This is a genomic window from Microcystis sp. T1-4 (genome assembly GCF_000297435.1).
GTDB lineage: Bacteria > Cyanobacteriota > Cyanobacteriia > Cyanobacteriales > Microcystaceae > Microcystis.
Map to the genome: position 1 here is coordinate 1 of NZ_CAIP01000404.1, position 19,234 is coordinate 19,234.

A 19,234-nucleotide genomic window follows, 5' to 3' on the forward strand; every position below is an offset into this window, starting at 1 on the left:
CCCTCTAGGCATTTCAAATGATAGCAGTCAATCAGAATAGTTACAAACTTGACCTATTTGGTCGATTGTTGCTTAACAATTGAGAGGGCAAATTCTACCCAAATATACCCAAATCGCCCTCTAGGTTGATTTTGTCAAAAATTGTTAAGATGCGCTTACCTTGACTATCTACACTTTCTATCCCTACTCTGACAGAAAAGGGATAACAAAACCCATCAGCTATCCTTAGTTGATCTAGCAAAAAGCCTTGAGAATATAATAGAGATAAAAAAGAGGAAAACTGATGATTACTATACGCAAAGCGGAGGAAAGAGGCCACGCTAACTATGGTTGGTTGGATACCTATCATACTTTTTCTTTTGCCCAATATTATGATCCCCAACAGATTAATTTTAGGAGTCTCAGAGTTATTAACGAGGATAAAGTCCTTGGAGGAAAAGGATTTCACACCCACGGACACCAGGATATGGAGATTTTAACCTATGTTTTGGCGGGAGAACTAGAACACCAAGACAGTCTCGGCACGGGTTCCCTGATTCGACACGGTGAAATTCAACGGATGAGCGCAGGAACAGGGATAAAGCATAGTGAATTTAATCATTCTGCCACTAATCCCCTCCATCTTCTGCAAATTTGGATTATTCCTGATCAAAAAAATCTAGAACCCAGTTATCAACAAAAAGCGATCGAATTTTCTCCCCATACCTTACAGTTAATCGCCTCTCCCACCGGTGCCGGCAACGCGGTTAAAGTCCATCAAGACGTTAATCTCTACGCGGGAATTTTGCCCCCAGGCCAGTCCCTCACCCATTCCTTAGCTCCCAGTCGTTATGGCTGGTTACAGGTGGCTAGAGGGCAAATAACCGTGAATGGCGTGCATTTACGAGCGGGGGATGGAGCGGCAATTAGCGACGAAACCTCTTTGGCTATTCAATCCCTAGAAGACTCGGAAATTTTGCTTTTTGACCTAGGGTAGTGGGGTTGAGTGTTAGGAACCCTAGGGGCTAAGTTTTGCCGCCAATTCCCCGGCCGACTTTCAGCCATCAATACTGTCCACCACGCTGAGAAAATCGTTGTGGATTAGCTCGGCGATAAAATTCTCCGGATCGGTGATAGGAACGGTAACGCCTTGGCTGGCCACCATCTTCTTGGCCATCCGAGTCATGAAGTCCTGTCTTGTTTCCGTCATTGTACCCTGACATTGTTGTAATTTTTCCACCAATTCCAGTGGGGAATCGGCCACCAGTTTATCCCCCTCGCGGGTGACATAAATTGTCATCTTTCCTACCTCCTAAATGATCGGGAACGAGAATTCGGCACTACTAAACTACTTCTTTTCTCGCTATCATTATTGCCAGTTAGTTAGTCCCAGCCTCGTCCGTCTTTCCCTATTTCCATTATTTTTTCGGGCTTGTCGCCGGGTAATTATTATTATCGCCAAAATAAAAGGATAAATTTGTCAATCTTTGTAACGAAAAATCAAGAAAAACTGTTCTCACCGTATCGCCCTGAACCTTTGCGGAGAAATTTGTTACAATAAATACAAAGGGACTCCCTGCGCTGGCTTCCATACCTAGTAAAAAATTGGCCAGGTGGAGAGCGGAAGCCAATAGTTCCGATCGGGACGGCATTTGTCAGAGTTTCCCGCTTCCTTTAGTTTTAGGGGGAAAAGCCATGAAATCTGGAATATTATTATCGCCCGATCGACCGCTGCCAGAATTTCTCCGGTCAGCTATCCAAGACCGCTTTCCGGGGAAAGTGATCGACGATCTCAGCATCCGCTACTATGAAAGCGTCGAGGATGTGGGGTGGGAGTATTTTAACGATCGGGTATTGCCAGCCTGTAGTGATGAGCCTGTTGTCCGCTATCTTGGCCCATTTATATCCTACGTCCGTCTAGGAGAGGCCTTGGTTTTGGATCGGCAAGATGGTCTTGTGGTTTACGACACCGATCGAGATGTTCCCTGCACGGAAACTGGACCTTTCTGGTTGGTGACTCCTAAATCACGCTGAAAAAGCCCAACCTAGGTAAGATTTGACGGGTGGAGTCGGTAAGCGACAAAACCCGTCGCGTTTTTATAACGCTTGCGATCGCAACCAAGCCACGGGTAGATAGAGTATTTTCTTGGGTAAAGGCACGAAGGCACGACGGGCGAAGACATCATAATTATTTGCTTCAATTACGTCTAAAATGCCTTGATAAAGCAGTAAAGCCGCCCAAACCGGCCAACGGGAATCGGGATTAAGGGCGCGGATCCCCCTTTCGGCGGAATCGTAGTAATAACGGGCCCGCTCAATTTGGAAGCGCATTAACGCCTTCCAACGGTCATCATTAACCCCTTTGAGTAAATCGTCTTCGCTGTAGTGAAAACGCTCTAAATCCTCTAAAGGTAGATAAATCCGGCCACGATGGACATCTTCCCCCACATCCCGCAAAATATTGGTTAATTGATTGGCAATACCGAGATCGATCGCTTCTTCTTGGGGAATATAGACGCTTTGATGGCGTCGCCAAGGAGCAGAGTGATCGCCATCCTCCAATCCTAAGACTGCGCTGGACATTAACCCCACCGTTCCCGCCACCCGATAGCAGTACAGTTTTAGTTCATCAAAGGTTTGATAACGACTGCGATAGAGATCCATCTGTTGCCCGGCGATCATATCCCGAAAGGGTTGGATATCCATGGGGAACTTTTCTAGAGTATCCACGAGAGCAACATCGGCATCCTCAAGGGCAACCCCAGAAAAGACGGTTTCTAGCTGTTTTTCCCATAAATCAAGGGTTTCAGGGGTAGTTAACCGGGCTTGGGGTCCATCGACCAGTTCATCGGTACGACGACACCAGACATAAATTGCCCAGATCGCTTGACGTTTTGCTTTCGGCATCAGGAGAGTACCGAGATAAAACGTTTTGGAATACTTCTCTGTAATCCGGCGACAGAGTTCGTAGGACTCCGCAAGGGAGACGAGGGGTTTGGTGGGGTGGGTCGGTTTTGGCAATTGGAGCATTCTGCTGGGGCGGAATGATTGACTTAGATTAACGGCGAACTGTGGCTAATGATATAGCATTGTCTCACTCAAGGCCATTTTCGTCATTAGTCCCTAGCCAGAGAATTAACGAGCGCTGGACACTGGTGTGGATTGGGTTTTATTCGGGTTTAGCGGTGCTGCGGGGTGATCTTTGCTGATCACTGCTGCCGCTAATTTCCCCGATAAAACCGCTCCTTCCATGCTTCCTAAATATTTTTGCATGGTATAGTCACCGGCGAGATAAAAATTCTCGATCGGAGTTTTCTGGGAAGGTCGATAAGCTTGTCGGCCAGGGGTGGCTTTATAAACTGATCGAGGAGTTTTCACCAGATGATATTTTAACAATTGACTGGGATTATCGCCAGTAAAATGTTGGGGAAAGAGTTTTTCTAATTCTTTCATCGTCGCGGCGATAATTTCTTGATCGGATTTAGTAATCCAATCCTGAGCGGGAGCGAGAACTAATTCTAACATCGAGCGATCGGGGTTAGCGTATTCTTTACAGGTGTTGCTCATGTCAGCATAAACACTGAGTAAAGGCGAACGGGAGAATAATAAATGATCAATGTCGGTTAGTTTGCGATCAAACCAGAGGTGTAAATTGATGACGGGAACTCCTTCTAATCCTTCTAATTTTTGAAAGAATTTATCTTCTTGCCATCGCTTAGGCATCAAAACTTTTAAAGGATCTACAGGCATCGCCGAAACGTAAAGATCGGCGGCAAAAAGATAATCTTCCCCACCGTCTAAACCGCGCATTAAGAAGGCTTTAACTGTGCCATCTTCATTTAACAGAATTTCTTTTAAAGGGGCATTCAAGCGCACTTCGCCACCTCTAGCGGTGATGTAATCGACTAAAGGTTGGCAGAGTCTTTCCGGGGGTGAACCGTCGAGAAAAGCCATTTTTGAGCCGTTTTTCTCCTGTAAAAAGCGGTTGAGGGCTGTTAGTAGAATCGTGGCGGAAATCTCGTTAGGATCGATAAAGTTTAGGGCTTTCGACATAGCGATAAACACTTCTTTTTCTACCCTAGGGGGGATGTTTTGTTTCTCTAACCATTCCGACCAAGAATATTTATCCATCTCCTCAACGTAACTTTGGCCTTTAACAATGGCAGGGATTAAACCGAGTCCAAATTTAATTTTTTCCTCCCAAGTTAACATATCGTTATTGCGGAGAATGGCAACAATACCGTTAATTGGGGCGGGAATATCAGGGAAGTCAAACCGCGAATAGGTCCCCGGTTTTTCCGGCTGATTGAAGATCATCGAGTGTTCTTTCCACTGTAGGCGATCTTCTATGCCCAATTCTTTGAATAATTGCAGCATATTGGGATAAGCACCAAAGAAGATATGTAAACCGGTTTCGTACCAGTCCCCATCGGCATCTTTCCAAGCGGCAATTTTTCCCCCTAATACATCGCGACGTTCCAGTACGATGGGCGTATGTCCCGCATCGACCAGGTATTTCGCACAAGATAATCCGGCTAGTCCCGCACCAGCGATCGCAACTCGCATCGTTTCCTATCTACTCTCTAATGTCTTGTCTTTATCACATTCGCTATTATACTTCACATTTCGTTACATTTTTTTTCAGATTGTCGAGAAGGCAGGGGGCAGGAGGCAAAAGGTAGGAGACAGGAGATTATTTTTATTTATTCTCCCCATTTCCCCACACCCGTTCGGACCTCGGCCTGAGTTCAGCGTTCGACAAAAGCTCACGGGCGAAGCCCACACCCCACTTCATAATTCATAATTCATAATTCATAATTACCCCTCCCCACTTCCTTGATGACTGCTTACTGGTCACTGATAACTGCTTACTGGTCACTGATAACTGATAACTGGTCACTGATAACTGATAACTGATATTGTGATATGTAATTAGCTTAATTCGCTTACCTTTTTAGTTCACGCGTACACCCTCTTCAATCGATCGCTATGACTTTTCCCACTACGTCACCTCAAGTCTCGGAAATAGAGAATAATCGTGCTTGGCATAATTTAACTGGGGAACAAACCCTCGAAATCCTGAGAACCAATGGGGAAACCGGCTTAATCGAGGCGGAAATTGTTAAAAGAAAGGATATTTTCGGTTTAAATGAACTAAAAGAAACGGGGGGACGTAGCCCGTTAATGATTCTCTGGGAACAGTTTACTAACATTATGTTAGTGATGCTGATTGCCGTGGCGGTGGTTTCGGCGGTTTTGGATCTGAAAAAAGGGGAATTTCCCAAAGATGCGATCGCTATTTTTACGATTGTTATTTTAAACGGTATTTTAGGATATTTACAGGAAAGTCGGGCAGAAAAGGCATTAGCAGCCCTTAAGCAGTTATCCTCGCCGAAAGTCCGGGTTATTCGTAATGGTAGCACCTTTGAAGTGGCGGCCAAGGAACTTGTACCCGGGGATATCATGTTACTGGAAGCGGGGGTACAAATTGCCGCCGATGGCAGATTATTAGAGGCACAAAACCTGCAAATCCGCGAGGCTGCCTTAACGGGTGAAGCGGAATCGGTGAATAAACAAGCACAGAAGGTTTTAGCGGAAGATGCCTCTTTAGGCGATCGCATTAACCTCGTCTATCAGGGTACAGAGGTAGTACAGGGGCGTGGGAAAGTGGCGATTACCAAGACGGGAATGGATACGGAAATCGGTAAAATCGCCGCCATGTTACAAGGAGTAGAAAGTGAACCAACTCCCCTACAGCAGCGAATGTCGCAGTTAGGTAACGTTTTAGTGAGTGGTTCCCTAGCTTTAGTGGCTGTAGTTGTGCTTGGGGGCGTAATTCGCTTCGGTTGGCAGTTTTTTGAGTCATTACTAGAAACCTCCCTCAGTATGGCTGTGGCCGTTGTTCCCGAAGGTTTACCGGCAGTGGTAACGGTGACTTTGGCAATTGGAACCCAAAGAATGGTGAGAAGACAAGCTTTAATTCGTAAATTGCCGGCAGTGGAAACTTTAGGCTCGGTAACGACGATTTGCTCCGATAAAACTGGAACTTTAACTCAAAATAAAATGGTGGTGCAGAAAGTCAATACTTGCGGGCAGACAATTACTGTCACGGGGGAAGGTTACGCGCCCATCGGTGAGTTTAGTGGTGCGAGTGAAAGTGATCCCGAACTACAGGCAATTTTAACGGCTTGTGTGCTGTGTAATGATGCACTTTTGCAAAATAAAGCGCAAGAATGGTCAATTTTAGGCGATCCTACCGAAGGAGCTTTACTGACGTTAGCGGGTAAAGGAGGACTATATCGGGAAGCATTGGCACCACAAAGCCCTCGTTTAGGCGAATTTCCCTTCTCTTCCGAAAGAAAGAGAATGTCAGTAATCTGTGAGAATGCCCAGTTAGGTTTGGGAGATTCTGCCTATTTAATGTTTACCAAAGGCTCACCGGAATTAATTCTCGAACGCTGTTCTCTGATCCAAGTTGGGGCGGAAAGTCAACCCTTAACAGCTGAACAAAGAAGCCGTATTTTGGCACAAAATGACGAAATGGCGGGTAATGGCCTACGAGTCTTAGGTTTTTCCTATAAACCGATGACAGAAGTTCCAGAAGCGGAAAGAGAAGATAGTGAGGAACAATCCCTGGTTTGGTTGGGATTGGTGGGAATGCTCGATGCACCCCGCAAAGAAGTTAAAGAAGCGGTTGCCCTCTGTCGTCAAGCGGGAATTCGTCCGATTATGATTACTGGAGATCACCAATTAACGGCTAAGGCGATCGCCAGTGAATTGGGCATTGCTGCTGCCGGGGAGCGAGTAATCACGGGGAAAGAATTAGAAAAAATGTCTCAGAATGACCTAGAGGGAGAGGTAGATGGTGTGAGCGTCTATGCTCGCGTTTCTCCTGAACATAAGCTGAGAATCGTACAAGCCCTGCAAAAACAGGGTAAATTCGTCGCCATGACGGGGGACGGAGTCAATGATGCTCCGGCACTAAAACAAGCGGATATCGGTATCGCCATGGGCATTACCGGAACCGATGTCAGCAAAGAAGCCAGCGATATGATTTTGCTGGATGATAATTTTGCCACCATCGTCGCCGCCACCGAAGAGGGGCGCGTGGTTTACAGTAACATTCGGCGCTTTATCAAATACATTCTCGGCAGTAATATTGGCGAGGTTTTAACGATTGCTGCGGCTCCTCTGCTCGGTTTAGGCGGTGTACCCCTTTCTCCCTTGCAAATCCTCTGGATGAACCTTGTCACCGACGGTTTACCGGCTCTGGCTCTGGCAATGGAACCCGCCGAACCTAATGTGATGAAACGTCCACCTTTTAGCCCCCGGGAAAGCATTTTCGCTCGCGGTTTGGGTTGGTATATGATTCGCATCGGTGTGGTGTTTGCGGTTCTGACCATTATTATGATGGCTTGGGCTTACCAATATACTCAGGCAACCCCCGAAATCGGAGATCCCGGACGCTGGAAAACCATGGTATTTACTACCCTCTGTTTAGCACAAATGGGTCATGCTTTAGCGGTGCGTTCCCATACCCAGTTAGCTGTGCAAATGAATCCCTTCTCTAATCCTTATATTATTGCCGCCGTGGGCTTGACAACGATCCTACAATTGTTGTTAATTTATGCTCCTCCTCTACAAAGCTTCTTCGGCACTCAATGGATTAGTGGCACGGAATTATTAATCTGTTTTGGATTTAGTGCCTTAATGTTTGTTTGGATCGAGTTGGAGAAGTTATTTATTCGCTGGTTCATGACGAAAAAATAAATCAATGCCAACACCAATTATTCTGACTTTAACGGTTTTAGTCGTTGCTTTAGTCGCTTTCGTGGCGGAATGGCTACCGGTAGATTTAACCGCTTTATGCGTGGCGATTGTCCTGATTCTTTTGGGTTTAGTTACTCCCGAAGAAGGTATCGCCGGATTTAGTAATTCTGCCACGGTGACAGTGATGGCGATGTTTGTGCTTAGTGCCGGAATTACCCGCACGGGAGTGATTCAAGTAATTCGCGATCGCTTGCTGGTTTGGGGGGGCAAAAGTCCCCACCAACAGGTATTTGTCCTAGGGGCATTAGTGGGGCCGATTAGTGCTTTTATTAATAACACGGCAGTGGTGGCGATCTTTTTACCTATCGTTGAAGATTGGTGTAAAAAACAAAAAATTTCCCCTTCTAAGTTATTAATTCCCCTTTCCTACGCCACGGTTTTAGCGGGGATGATTACCGTGGTGGGAACTTCGACTAACATTCTCGCTAGTGGTATTTCTGCCAAGCTGGGTTATGGGGAATTTAGTTTATTTCAGTTCACTGCTTTAGGATTAGTAACTTTTTTAGCAGGTTTGATTTATCTAACAATTTTTGCCCCGAAATTATTACCAGATCGCAAATCTTCCACGGGGGAATTTTTAGACGATGATTACGGTTCTAAAGTATATCTGAGTGAGGTAATTATTAGCCCTCGTTCTAATCTTATCGGTCAAACTTTATCCGAAAGTGGACTACAAAGAAAGTTTGATTTTGATGTGTTGGAATTAATCAGAAATAAGGTACATTTACCCCAACCTTTAGCCGATAAAGTTCTCAATGCTGGCGATATTTTAATCGTTCACAGTAGTCGGGAAGAACTATTAAAAATCAAAGATGAACGGGGCTTAGAAATCTTTGCCGATGTCAAATTTCACCAAGGGGATATTGAATCGGTAATTACTACAGGTGAGGAAAAATTAGCGGAGGTTTTGATTCTCTCTAATTCCCGTTTAATTGGGACAACTTTAAAAGATTTAAAATTCCGTCAGCGTTATAACGCAACGGTTTTGGCGATTCGGCGTGGTTCGGAATTACTGCAAGGAAGATTAGGTAAAATTCCTTTAAAGTTTGGCGATTTGCTCTTAGTTCAGGGACCAAAACAGAGTTTTATTGGTTTACAAACCACGCGAGAATTATTAGTCTTAGAAGAAAAAGATATCGAATCCCTGCGAAAGGATAAGGGGATTATTGCAATAATAATTACTTTGTTAGTGATTATTATTGCCGCTTTTGATATTCAACCAATTCTCGTCACCAGTTTAGTTGGGGTGGTTTTAATGGTAATTACTGGCTGTCTAAAACCCGGGGAAGTCTATGGTTCCATTCGTTGGGATATTATCTTTTTATTAGCGGGTTTGATTCCCCTGGGTACTGCCATGGATAACTCGGGAACGACTAAATGGTTGGCAGATAATTTAGTGGCTATCGGCGGTCATCTTTCCGGGTTTTGGATCTTAGTTTTCTTCTATCTAATTACCTCAGTTTTAACTGAAATTCTCTCTAATAACGCCGCCGTGGTGTTAATGATTCCCGTCGCCGTGGAAGTGGCGAAAACTTTGGGTTTAAATCCTTTGGCTTTTATGTATGCTGTCACCTTTGCCGCTTCTAATAGTTATCTAACACCAATTGGCTATCAAACTAATACCATGGTTTATGCTCCCGGCGGCTATAAATTCCTCGATTTTACCCGTTTGGGTGCGCCCCTAAATTTAATTTTGACGATTTTAACCCCAGTTTTAATCGTGGTGTTTTATGGCTTGAAATAAAGAAAGAGATCGAAGATTCTTCGATCTCTAAAAAGAATTTGATAGTAGTCAAAACTATTTCGATTCGGCGAAGCGTTTACGCAGGGATTCGGCTCGCTTTTTCGCTACGGTATTATTAGGATCAAATTTGAGAGTTTCTTCGTAGGTTTCGAGAGCTTTCTTAGCCATTTGTTTCTTTTCGTAAACATTGCCAAGATTATTGAGGGCGATCGAGTATTGAGGATAAAGTTTAATGGCTTCTTTGTAGTTACGAATCGCTAATTCTAATTGTTCTTGGGCAAAATAGGAAAAACCGATCGCATTGTAGATTAGGGCTTGATTTTCTGGTTCGATGCTTTCTTCCTCGGAGATTTTTAAAGCCTTTTGTAGTAAACTCAAGGCTTGAACATAGAGTTTTTTATCGAGATACAGACTTCCTAATTCATAGTATTCTTTAGCTGTACCTTTTTCTTTTTGCAATTTCTTTTGTAGCTTGTTAAAGGTTCCTTCCACTCGACGGGTTTTAACGATTTGCACGATGACAAAAATTCCTAAACCAATCACGAAAATTAGCAATCCAGAAACGTAAATAAGCGGCAGGGTATCTTCCATAATTAGCGATCGATCAATTAATATTTTTATACTTATTCCATCAGATTATAGCAGGATTTAGTCAGTGATCAGTAATCAGTGATCAGATGTGAGTTTTCAGTTCACTGTTCACTGTTCACAGCAAAAAACTCCCTTCTCCCCACCCCCCCACTCCCCACTCCCCACTTCATAATTCATAATTCATAATTCCCACTCCCTGCTCCCCACTCCCCACTTCATAATTCATAATTCATAATTCCCACTCCCTGCTCCCCACTCCCCACTTCATAATTCATAATTCATAATTCATAATTCCCACTCCCATCACCCTATCTCCCCATTTCCCGAATTCTCCGGGGTAAGCCCCAATAGTTCACCCGTTCTAATAACCAGCCGGTGGATTCTAGTCGCTCGATCGCTTGGTTGACGCGTTCTCGGAGACTTTGGTACTGTAAACCTTTAGGGAGAACCACTCCTAGAGCGATCGCCCCCAACTGGATCGGTAATTGACGATAATTGGGGAATTGCTGCACCCAACCAGTTAAAAGGCTATTATCAGCCGCAAAAGCGTCTATTTCCCCCGTTTCCAGTAAATTTAAAGCTTCTTGATAGGAAGCAACCCCGCGCAGGATAGCGTTAGGTAAATTGGAACGCACAAGGGCGATTGTTGTCGAGCCGTTGAGTACCGCAATTCTAGAGTTAGCTAGGTCTTCTAAACGCTGAAATTGCGGGTTTTTCGTCACAAAACCGCTGCTATCGAGGTAATAAAAGGGGCTAAAATCCACGAGACGCTGACGTGCGGCAGTAATCGCCACACGAGCGATCGCCAAATCCACCCGATCATCAATAACCACCTGTAAACGTTCTTGATTACTAACGGGCTTAAGAATAATAGCACTGTCAGAACCGAGAATTTCTTTAGCTAGACGTTTAGCGATGTCGATTTCCAATCCTTGCAGATTACCCTGAGCATCAAGGAAAGCGAGGGGAGGGAGATTATTTTTGACAGCAACAATTAATTTTCCCCGACGTATAATCGTATCGAGATCGGCGCTCAAACTTGGGGCTACACCCAAGAGCAAAAAACCAAGAATAAATAACAAATTTTTCATACTGTTTTAGCGACAATAACCCGATTTCTACCTTGATTTTTAGCGGCGAACATGGCACGATCTGCCCGCTCGATCACCGCTGCTAGATTATTATCTTCAGGGCTAAATGTGGCCACACCAATACTAGCAGTAACTCGTACTTTTTGTCGATCAATTTCAATATTTAGCTGGTTAATTACTTGACAAATGCGCCGGGCTGTGGTAGCAGCATCTTCAAGATTAGTTTCTGGGAGAATAGCGACAAATTCCTCGCCCCCAATGCGTCCAAAACTATCCACTTGACGCAGACAGTTTTTAATTGCCCCAGCGACAGTAATTAAAGTTTTGTCCCCTAGGAGATGACCAAAGGTATCGTTAATATGTTTAAAATGGTCGATATCGATGAGTAAAAGCGAAAAATAACGATGATAACGACCACATCTTTGCCATTCTTTCTCGCCCAAGGCGAGGATCTCTCGACGATTATTTACCCCAGTTAGGCTATCAGTTCTAACTAGCTTTTCTAGTTGAGAATTGATATTTTTCAGATCTTCTTGCGTTTTTCTCAGTTCTAAATGAATTTTAACTCTGGCTAACAGTTCCCAACTATGAAAGGGTTTATTTACATAGTCCACAGCCCCAAAATCAAAAGCATTGAGAATATCTTTTTTTTCGTTACTAGCTGTCATAAAGATAATCGGTATATGAGCGTACAAAGTGTCACTTTTTAGCCTTTGACAAACTTCTATACCCCCCATCTCTGGCATCATTAAGTCAAGAAGAATTAGGTCAGGATTAGCAGTTTTTACTCGTTCTATTGCCTGTTTAACAGTACTAGCACAAATGGTGGCATAACCAGCAGAATCAAGAATATCCAGCGCTAATTGCCGATTTTTACTGACATCATCAACAACTACAACTAGATAGTCTTCAGCAGCAAATTTAATCATCATCGATAAGTAGTAAGTAGGGAGGCACAATTATTTTTAGGATGGGTTAGCGGTAGGGTAAACTATGCAGGCGTTGGGTTTCATGCTTCAACCCAACCCACGTTCATCTTATATTTAATTCCACCCACCCACTTAATTCCTAATTCATAATTCCCTGAAGACAAAAAGGGTACGAAACTCGCACCCCACCGGATTCATCTTCATTTAACTTACTTTTTCTTTTTGCCTTTAGCGGGCGGATTATCCTTCGCTGCCGGTTCCGGGGCTTTTTCCTCCACTTGCGGGGCTGCTGCTACGGGTTCCGGGGCTTTTTGTCCCATTTGGGCGGCTACTTCGGCGGCGAAATCCGTTTCTTCTTTTTCGATCCCTTCACCCAGTACAAAGCGTTGGAAACGACGCACCTGAATATTTTCTCCCAAAGTTGCGATCGCTTGTTTGAGCAATTCCTCAATACTGATGTTCTGATCGCGGATAAAGGGTTGATCGAGCAAGGAAAGTTCTTTCAAACGTTTTTCAATGCGGCCGGCGACGATTTTTTCTTTGATATTATCGGGTTTATTGGCTAAATCGTCCCGTCCCATCTCAATTTCTTTTTCTTTGGCGGAGATTTCGGCGGGAATATCGGCCACTTTTACATATTCGACGTTAGGACAAGCGGCAATCTGCATGGCCACGTCATTAACCAATTTTTTGAACTCCTCGCGACGGGCCACAAAATCGGTTTCACAGTTCACTTCCACTAACACACCGATGCGACTGCCGGTGTGGATGTAACTGCCGATTATCCCTTCTGCCGCTACCCGACTAGCTTTTTTCTCGGCGGAAGTAATCCCTTTTTGACGCAACCATTCGATTGCTTTAGTTATATCCCCCGCGTTTTCCGTCAGCGCCTTCTTGCAATCCATCATGCCGGCGCCGGTCTTTTCCCTAAGTTCTTTAACCTGTTGTGCTGTAATTTCCGCCATAATATTCTTAACCTACTGCTTATAATTGATCATGCCACGAGAGGGGCAGGTTTTGCCGCTCGCTAAGTCCGGAAAGTTTCCCCCCGAACCTAGCGGCGATCAATAGCTAATTTTCCCTAGTTATCCTCGTCTCCACTGGCAAATTCGGCGGCGTATTGGGAATAATCACCTTCTTCCTCGTACTCGGTTTCATCCTCGTAGTCTTCCTCGTATTCTTCCACCGCCGCTTGACCACCGCGACGACCTTCGATGATCGCATCGCCAATTTTGCCTAAAATTAGTTTGACTGAGCGAATCGCGTCATCGTTAGCGGGAATCGGCACATCTACCAAGTCGGGATCACAGTTAGTATCCAAGAGGGAGATGATGGGAATGCCCAATTTTTGGCATTCTTGGATAGCGTTGTATTCCCGACGCTGATCGACTACGACGACTAAGTCCGGCAGCCGGCGCATGGTTTTAATGCCACCGAGGTATTTTTCTAGTTTGCCCAATTCCCGACGCAGTACCGATGCTTCTTTTTTCGGTCGTCTATCGAGGGCGCCGCTACTTTCTAATTCTTCTAATTCTTTGAGTCTTTCTACCCGGCCGCGAATGGTTTCCCAGTTGGTTAACATTCCCCCTAACCAGCGTTGGTTAACGAAGTGGCTACCGCTGCGCAAAGCTTCCTGTTTAATGATTCCTGCCGCTTGCCGTTTCGTACCGATGAATAAAAAGCGTTTACCGCGATCGGCTTCTCCTCGGACAAATTCGTAAGCTTCTTCGATTAATTGGGCAGTTTGCACCAAATCAATGATATGAACCCCATTTCGGGCAGTGTAGATGTACTGAGACATTTTCGGGTTCCAACGGCGCGTTTGATGGCCGAAGTGAACCCCAGACTCTAGCAATTCTGCGAGAGAGACAACGGGCATATTTTTCTCCTTTTCGGGTTTATCCTCCATCTAGGGCTGGATTTCTAGATTCCTAGAAACACCCGATCGCCTAGATGTGCGATTTTTGACAACTTTTCTAGTCTAACACGAAAGGGCGCGATTGCCTACCCGTAAATATTCGGTACTGAGGGCTTGCTACTGCAATTCCTCAAGTTTTTTCAAAACCGCTTCTGCGTGGGCTTTTACCTTGACATTTGACCAAATATAGGCAATATTTCCCCGGGGGTCGATCAGGAAAGTGGAGCGTCGAATCCCCATATATTCCTTACCCATAAATTTTTTTAATCCCCAGACTTGGTAAATTTCCGCCAGTTGATGTTCGGTATCGCTCAATAATTGAATGGTTAAATTGTGTTTTTCAATAAAACGACAGTGGGACTTGGCTGAATCGGGACTAACTCCTAGAATTACCGCGTTTAATTGCTGAAATTGCGGCGACAAAGCGGTAAAATTGATCGCTTCTGCGGTGCAGCCCGGGGTGTTATCTTTGGGATAAAAATATAAGACCAACCACTGACCGGCAAAATCTGCTAAATTGCTAATTTCGCCCCTTTGGTTGGGGGTGGCAAATTCGGGGGCTTTTTGTCCAATTTCTAGGGTCATTTTTAGGAGTGCAAAGGCAACAGTAAGAAAGGAGCGAGGGAGAGGGAAAGCAATAGCCAGACTTGATAGTTAAATCTGGGAAGTTCGGGTTTTTCTGAATCGACTAAAGCTTCAATTCTCTCTAATAAACGATTATTTAAGGAATTATCATTGAGAGCGACACAGCAACTATCGGAAAAACTTATTTCCGCTACTTGATTAACTTTTTCTGCCACTAAAAGCAGGGACTCAGCTAATAGTAAATAATCCACTTGTCTGGAGGCGTACTTATCGGCGCGTAATTCCCGCAAGAAGACCAATTCTGACCATAAATTCTCACTATTGGGCAGCCAAGAAGACATGGAGCGCAGCCAACCTAACCAGAAAAACCAGAAAGTGTCATGATATTCTTGGTGAGCTTGTTCGTGGGCTAAAACTGCTTGTAAATGTTCTTGATCCAAGAGATTTAATAATCCTTGCGTTACAATTAATTCCGAATTCCAAAAGCCAACTCTGGCACTGTAGGGAAAATTCACTGCTAAAACTCTCGCCTTCTGAGCGGTGATTTTTTTGAGGGGATAACTGCTAAAATCCCGATGGGTTTGCCAAGTTTGATAGGAGAGTTTTATCAAACAAAATAGAGCAAAAACTAGCCAAATTATGGCACTAAAGTAACTAATTAAACTGGAGTTATAGCCCAACATTTGCCCCCGATAGCCCATACAAACCACCGATATAACTGTCATTAACAGCAGCAAAGGCGGAAAGAGGAAGAAAAATAGCGTTGTCTGCCAACGACGCTGATAGCTGGGCAGAAACCAACGTAAACCAATGGCGATAGTTAATGCTAGTAATAACATTAAACTGTGCATTAGCGTTCTCCCCGTTGTTGACGAAGGGTATCTAAACGAGCGGCGATTGCTTTTAATTGTTCCACACTAGCAGTATCGAGACTATCGGCAAAAGAAGCCACCACATCCGCATTACCAATAGCCAAAAAACGATGTAATTGTTCGTAGGCTTTAATTGCCTGTGCTTGTTCCTTAGAAACCATCGGTTTCCAGTAGAAAATCCGACCCTGTTTATAACAACTTAACCAGCCTTTATTAGTTAAACGACGCAGTACCGTAGTCACAGAAGTATAGGCCAGATCCCGTTCTGGATCGGCTAAAATGCGATCGTGGACATCCTTAACGCTGACGGTTTCCAATTCCCAGACAATATTGAGGATTTCCGCTTCTAGGGGGCCTAGGGATAACTGTTTTGGTTGATAGGTGGGCAATTGAGCCATAGTTACACAGAAATGAAGATTACTTTCCTGATCATAGCGGCGGATATCGATCGCCTGATAAAATAGCAACGATCTTTTATATTATCTTTATGTCCATCGAAACTAATTTAACCACGACTACGGGCGCTGATGCCATCGATGTGGCGATCGCTAATGGCATTGATTTTGATGGTTCCCCAATTCCCCAGGCAAAATTGGAACTTTATCACCGGGTCATGGGTTTGGAAGCAGGACGACAAAGAAGCGGAGTATCTAACACGATGAGATCGCGAATTGTCCGCATCGGGGCCAAACATATCCCCCAAGAGGAATTAAATCAGCTGTTGTTAGCCGCCGATTTTGCCCCTCTCAAGGAGAAAGAAATCGCTTTTTACTATCTCAAGTAGTCAAATTTTTGCTCGCCATTTTTCGCCTAGACTGCTTGCGGTTAACCGGATTGTTGGAAAAATTAGGCAAGGAGTCTAGGTTGATCTAATGGTCAAGAGGATCGATAACCACTGATTCCGAGCCGGTAATGATACACTAGGCATGATTTAACTACAAACCTCGATCGCAAAAGGAAATAAACATCGATGAAAGCCATGATTTTGGCGGCAGGCAAAGGAACTCGCGTCCGTCCGATTACCCATACGATCCCCAAACCGCTGATCCCGATTTTACAAAAGCCGGTGATGGAGTTTTTGTTGGAACTGTTGCGACAGCATGGCTTCGATCAGATCATGGTCAATGTCAGTCATTTAGCCGAAGAAATTGAGAGTTATTTCCGTGATGGTCAGCGTTTTGGGGTGCATATCGGCTATTCTTTCGAGGGTAGAATCGAAGAGGGCAAGTTAATCGGTGATGCCCTCGGATCGGCGGGCGGTTTACGACGAATTCAAGATTTTAATCCCTTTTTTGACGATACCTTTGTGGTTCTCTGTGGTGATGCGCTGATCGATCTCGATTTAACCGCAGCCGTTAAATGGCATCGAGAAAAAGGAGCGCTCGCCACTATTGTCACCAAAACCGTCCCCAGAGAGGAAGTATCCAGTTATGGGGTGGTAGTTAGCGACGAGGAGGGAAAGATTCTCAGTTTCCAAGAAAAACCGGCCATCGATGAAGCTTTGAGTACCTGCATTAACACGGGTATCTATATTTTTGAGCCAGAAATCATTGATTTTATTCCCCCTAATAGTAAATACGACATCGGGGGCGAGTTATTCCCCCAATTAGTCGCTAAAGGTGCGCCTTTCTACGCTTTAAACATGGATTTTGAATGGGTGGATATCGGTAAAGTCCCCGACTACTGGCAGGCAATTCGCGGGGTGTTATCCAGGAAAATTAAAAATGTTGCTATCCCCGGCATCGAAGTTAAACCTGGCATCTACACGGGCTTAAATGTGGGGGTAAACTGGGATCGAGTCGATATCACCGGACCTGTGTACATTGGGGCAATGACGCGCATTGAGGACGGAGCGAAAATTGTCGGTCCGAGTATGATTGGCCCGAATTGTTGGATTTGTGGCGGCGCGACGGTGGATAATAGCGTTATTTTTGAATATTCTCGCCTCGGTTCAGGGGCGCGTTTGGTGGATAAGTTGGTCTTTGGGCGCTACTGTGTTGATAAAACCGGCGCGGCGATCGATGTGGAAGCGGCAGCCTTGGATTGGTTGATTACCGATACCCGCAAGGTTCCCCCAGAATTTGATCACCCTAAACATCAGGCGATTCGTTCTTTATTCCATGGCAACTAGGCAACACCCCAACTGGGAAAACCACTTCCTGTGCGTTGTGGGGAATGATCAATTATGAATGATGAATGATGAATTGGGGAGACGGGGAGAATAAATAAAAGCACATCTCCTATCTCCTGACTCCTGAATACTAACTCGCCAAAAGGAAAACTTCCTACCTCACCACTTATCATGTTTGATTCTCCTGTTGATCTTCTCATTCTCTCTAATGGTCCGGGAGAAATATCTACATGGGTGCGTCCAGTTGTCAAGAGATTGCGACAAAACTTAACAGAAGATCGATCGCGGTTGCGGATTTCGGTGATTCTTTCCCCTTGTACCCATTCTATGGGGGCGGAAACGGAAGTGGTTAGGAAATATCCAGAGGTCGATCGAGTCCAGTCGCCAGAAAACTTCTTTAATTTTCTTTTCTGGGGAAAAACCGCCGATAATTGGGATTGGCATCCCAAGGGGATCGTTTTATTTTTAGGGGGCGATCAATTTTTTGCCCTCACCATCGGTAAACGTTTGGGTTATCGCAGCGTTATCTATGGGGAATGGGAAGCGCGTTGGTATCGGGGGATCGATCGCTTTGCCGTAATGAATACAAGTGTATTAAATAATATTCCCCAACAATATCAGCATAAATTTACTGTTATCGGCGATTTAATGGTGGATTTGCCCACTGCTATCACCCCCGATGACGATCCCTTAATTGCACTTCTCCCGGGTTCCAAACCCTCGAAATTAGCTCAGGGTGTACCCCTAACCCTAGCCATTGCCGAAAAGATACACGCGCAGGCTCCCCGGACTAAATTCTTAATTCCCGTCGCTCCTACCCTAAATTTAGCTTATTTGGCGAAATTTGCCGATCCTAGCTATAATCCGATGATTACTAAAACCGGTTGGAGTGCTGCCCAATTAAAAAACGGAGAAAAACCCTATTTAGAAACAGCTAAGGGGGTAAAAGTTGACCTAATTACCGATTTTCCCGCCCATAACCAGCTTTCTCGCTGTCATTTAGCTTTAACGACGGTGGGTGCTAATACTGCCGAATTAGGGGCGCTGGCAATCCCGATGATTATTTTACTACCGACTCAGCAACTAGATGCGATGAGAACTTGGGACGGTTTACCCGGTTTATTAGCCCAACTGCCGGGGGTGGGTTCTTTATTTGCTAAGATAATTAATCTCTATATGTTGCGAAAAAAACGTTTATATGCTTGGCCAAATATTTGGGCTGGTGCCGAAATTGTTCCAGAATTATTGGGGGAATTACAACCAGAAGAAGTGGCAAATATGGCTAGATCTTGGTTAGAAAATCCCGAACAATTAGAGGCTATCCGGCAAAAATTGCGGGCAGTGCGTGGGCAAGCAGGAGCAGTGGATAAGTTAGTATCTATTATTGCCGAACAACTGTCTAGTTTTTAAGCAATCAGATAATTAGGGTTTGCTGAATAAATCTAAAAACCTTGTTGGGTAAGACTTTTAGACTTTTTGTCAATCAAAAAGTACCAGGTATGGGAGTGATCAGGGGGAAAATTCCGGGACTTTTTCCCTAAAAATTAGGTAAGTAGGTGGGTGT

General features: G+C 44.6%; 18 protein-coding genes. 7 read left to right on the forward strand and 11 right to left on the reverse strand.

Annotated features, from left to right (window positions below; translation table 11 throughout):
* The first annotated feature begins 283 nt into the window (after positions 1-283).
* Positions 284-976, forward strand: a complete 693-nt coding sequence (locus MICAI_RS18950; RefSeq protein ID WP_008206003.1) for a pirin family protein — start codon at positions 284-286, stop codon at positions 974-976.
* Positions 977-1,036: 60 nt separating this feature from the next.
* On the opposite strand, the gene MICAI_RS18955 is transcribed toward MICAI_RS18950, so the two are convergent.
* Positions 1,037-1,279 (reverse strand): hypothetical protein, encoded by a 243-nt coding sequence (locus MICAI_RS18955; protein WP_008206005.1) that lies wholly within the window; start codon positions 1,277-1,279, stop codon positions 1,037-1,039.
* Positions 1,280-1,536: 257 nt separating this feature from the next.
* Between MICAI_RS18955 and MICAI_RS18960 the strand changes: the two genes are divergently transcribed.
* Entirely contained in the window at positions 1,537-2,013 is a 477-nt protein-coding gene (locus tag MICAI_RS18960; protein WP_039900523.1) for a hypothetical protein, read from the forward strand.
* A 63-nt stretch (positions 2,014-2,076) separates the two neighbouring features.
* Here the strand turns inward: MICAI_RS18960 and crtB are convergent, their stop codons facing one another.
* Both crtB and pds read right to left on the reverse strand, forming a co-directional pair.
* A complete protein-coding gene (gene crtB / locus MICAI_RS18965) occupies positions 2,077-3,009 on the reverse strand; it encodes a 15-cis-phytoene synthase CrtB (RefSeq protein ID WP_008206008.1) in 933 nt (310 codons plus the stop codon).
* A gap of 105 nt (positions 3,010-3,114) precedes the next feature.
* Entirely contained in the window at positions 3,115-4,545 is a 1,431-nt protein-coding gene (pds, locus tag MICAI_RS18970) for a 15-cis-phytoene desaturase (RefSeq protein WP_008206009.1), read from the reverse strand.
* A gap of 423 nt (positions 4,546-4,968) precedes the next feature.
* On the opposite strand from pds, the gene MICAI_RS18975 reads away from it, so the two are divergent.
* Together MICAI_RS18975 and MICAI_RS18980 are read left to right on the forward strand one after the other, a co-directional pair.
* On the forward strand, positions 4,969-7,749 hold the full coding sequence (locus MICAI_RS18975; RefSeq protein ID WP_008206010.1) for a cation-translocating P-type ATPase: 2,781 nt from the start codon (positions 4,969-4,971) through the stop codon (positions 7,747-7,749).
* 4 nt (positions 7,750-7,753) lie between these two features.
* A complete protein-coding gene (locus MICAI_RS18980; protein WP_008206011.1) occupies positions 7,754-9,553 on the forward strand; it encodes an SLC13 family permease in 1,800 nt (599 codons plus the stop codon).
* Between the two features lie 54 nt (positions 9,554-9,607).
* Here MICAI_RS18980 and MICAI_RS18985 read toward each other — a convergent pair whose 3' ends face one another.
* The 8 genes from MICAI_RS18985 to MICAI_RS19020 form a co-directional block, all read right to left on the reverse strand.
* Positions 9,608-10,144: a tetratricopeptide repeat protein gene (locus tag MICAI_RS18985; protein WP_008206012.1), complete on the reverse strand. Its 537-nt coding sequence runs from the start codon at positions 10,142-10,144 to the stop codon at positions 9,608-9,610.
* A gap of 308 nt (positions 10,145-10,452) precedes the next feature.
* Positions 10,453-11,235 carry a transporter substrate-binding domain-containing protein gene (locus MICAI_RS18990; RefSeq protein ID WP_008206013.1) on the reverse strand — a complete coding sequence of 261 codons (783 nt, stop codon included), beginning with the start codon at positions 11,233-11,235 and terminating at the stop codon, positions 10,453-10,455.
* Complete coding sequence (locus MICAI_RS18995) at positions 11,232-12,164, reverse strand: GGDEF domain-containing response regulator (protein WP_039900524.1); 933 nt, start codon at positions 12,162-12,164, stop codon at positions 11,232-11,234. The genes MICAI_RS18990 and MICAI_RS18995 overlap by 4 nt, the downstream gene beginning before the upstream one ends.
* 209 nt (positions 12,165-12,373) lie before the next feature.
* Positions 12,374-13,129, reverse strand: a complete 756-nt coding sequence (tsf, locus tag MICAI_RS19000; RefSeq protein WP_008206015.1) for a translation elongation factor Ts — start codon at positions 13,127-13,129, stop codon at positions 12,374-12,376.
* 116 nt (positions 13,130-13,245) lie between these two features.
* Positions 13,246-14,043 carry a 30S ribosomal protein S2 gene (rpsB, locus tag MICAI_RS19005; protein ID WP_039900525.1) on the reverse strand — a complete coding sequence of 266 codons (798 nt, stop codon included), beginning with the start codon at positions 14,041-14,043 and terminating at the stop codon, positions 13,246-13,248.
* Between the two features lie 156 nt (positions 14,044-14,199).
* On the reverse strand, positions 14,200-14,667 hold the full coding sequence (gene bcp, locus MICAI_RS19010) for a thioredoxin-dependent thiol peroxidase (RefSeq protein ID WP_008206017.1): 468 nt from the start codon (positions 14,665-14,667) through the stop codon (positions 14,200-14,202).
* Between the two features lie 2 nt (positions 14,668-14,669).
* Complete coding sequence (locus MICAI_RS19015; protein ID WP_008206018.1) at positions 14,670-15,518, reverse strand: M56 family metallopeptidase; 849 nt, start codon at positions 15,516-15,518, stop codon at positions 14,670-14,672.
* Positions 15,518-16,006: a BlaI/MecI/CopY family transcriptional regulator gene (locus MICAI_RS19020; RefSeq protein WP_008206019.1), complete on the reverse strand. Its 489-nt coding sequence runs from the start codon at positions 16,004-16,006 to the stop codon at positions 15,518-15,520. Before MICAI_RS19020 ends, MICAI_RS19015 begins: the two co-directional genes overlap by 1 nt.
* A gap of 20 nt (positions 16,007-16,026) precedes the next feature.
* Between MICAI_RS19020 and MICAI_RS19025 the strand changes: the two genes are divergently transcribed.
* The 3 genes from MICAI_RS19025 (at position 16,027) to MICAI_RS19035 (ending at position 19,080) form a co-directional block, all read left to right on the forward strand.
* Positions 16,027-16,323: a small RNA NsiR4-regulated ssr1528 family protein gene (locus MICAI_RS19025; RefSeq protein WP_008206020.1), complete on the forward strand. Its 297-nt coding sequence runs from the start codon at positions 16,027-16,029 to the stop codon at positions 16,321-16,323.
* A 186-nt stretch (positions 16,324-16,509) separates the two neighbouring features.
* Entirely contained in the window at positions 16,510-17,670 is a 1,161-nt protein-coding gene (locus tag MICAI_RS19030) for a sugar phosphate nucleotidyltransferase (RefSeq protein ID WP_008206021.1), read from the forward strand.
* 171 nt (positions 17,671-17,841) lie between these two features.
* The gene (locus MICAI_RS19035) at positions 17,842-19,080 is read left to right on the forward strand and encodes a hypothetical protein (RefSeq protein WP_008206022.1); all 1,239 of its coding nucleotides are present in this window, start codon (positions 17,842-17,844) and stop codon (positions 19,078-19,080) included.
* The last annotated feature ends 154 nt before the right edge of the window (positions 19,081-19,234 follow it).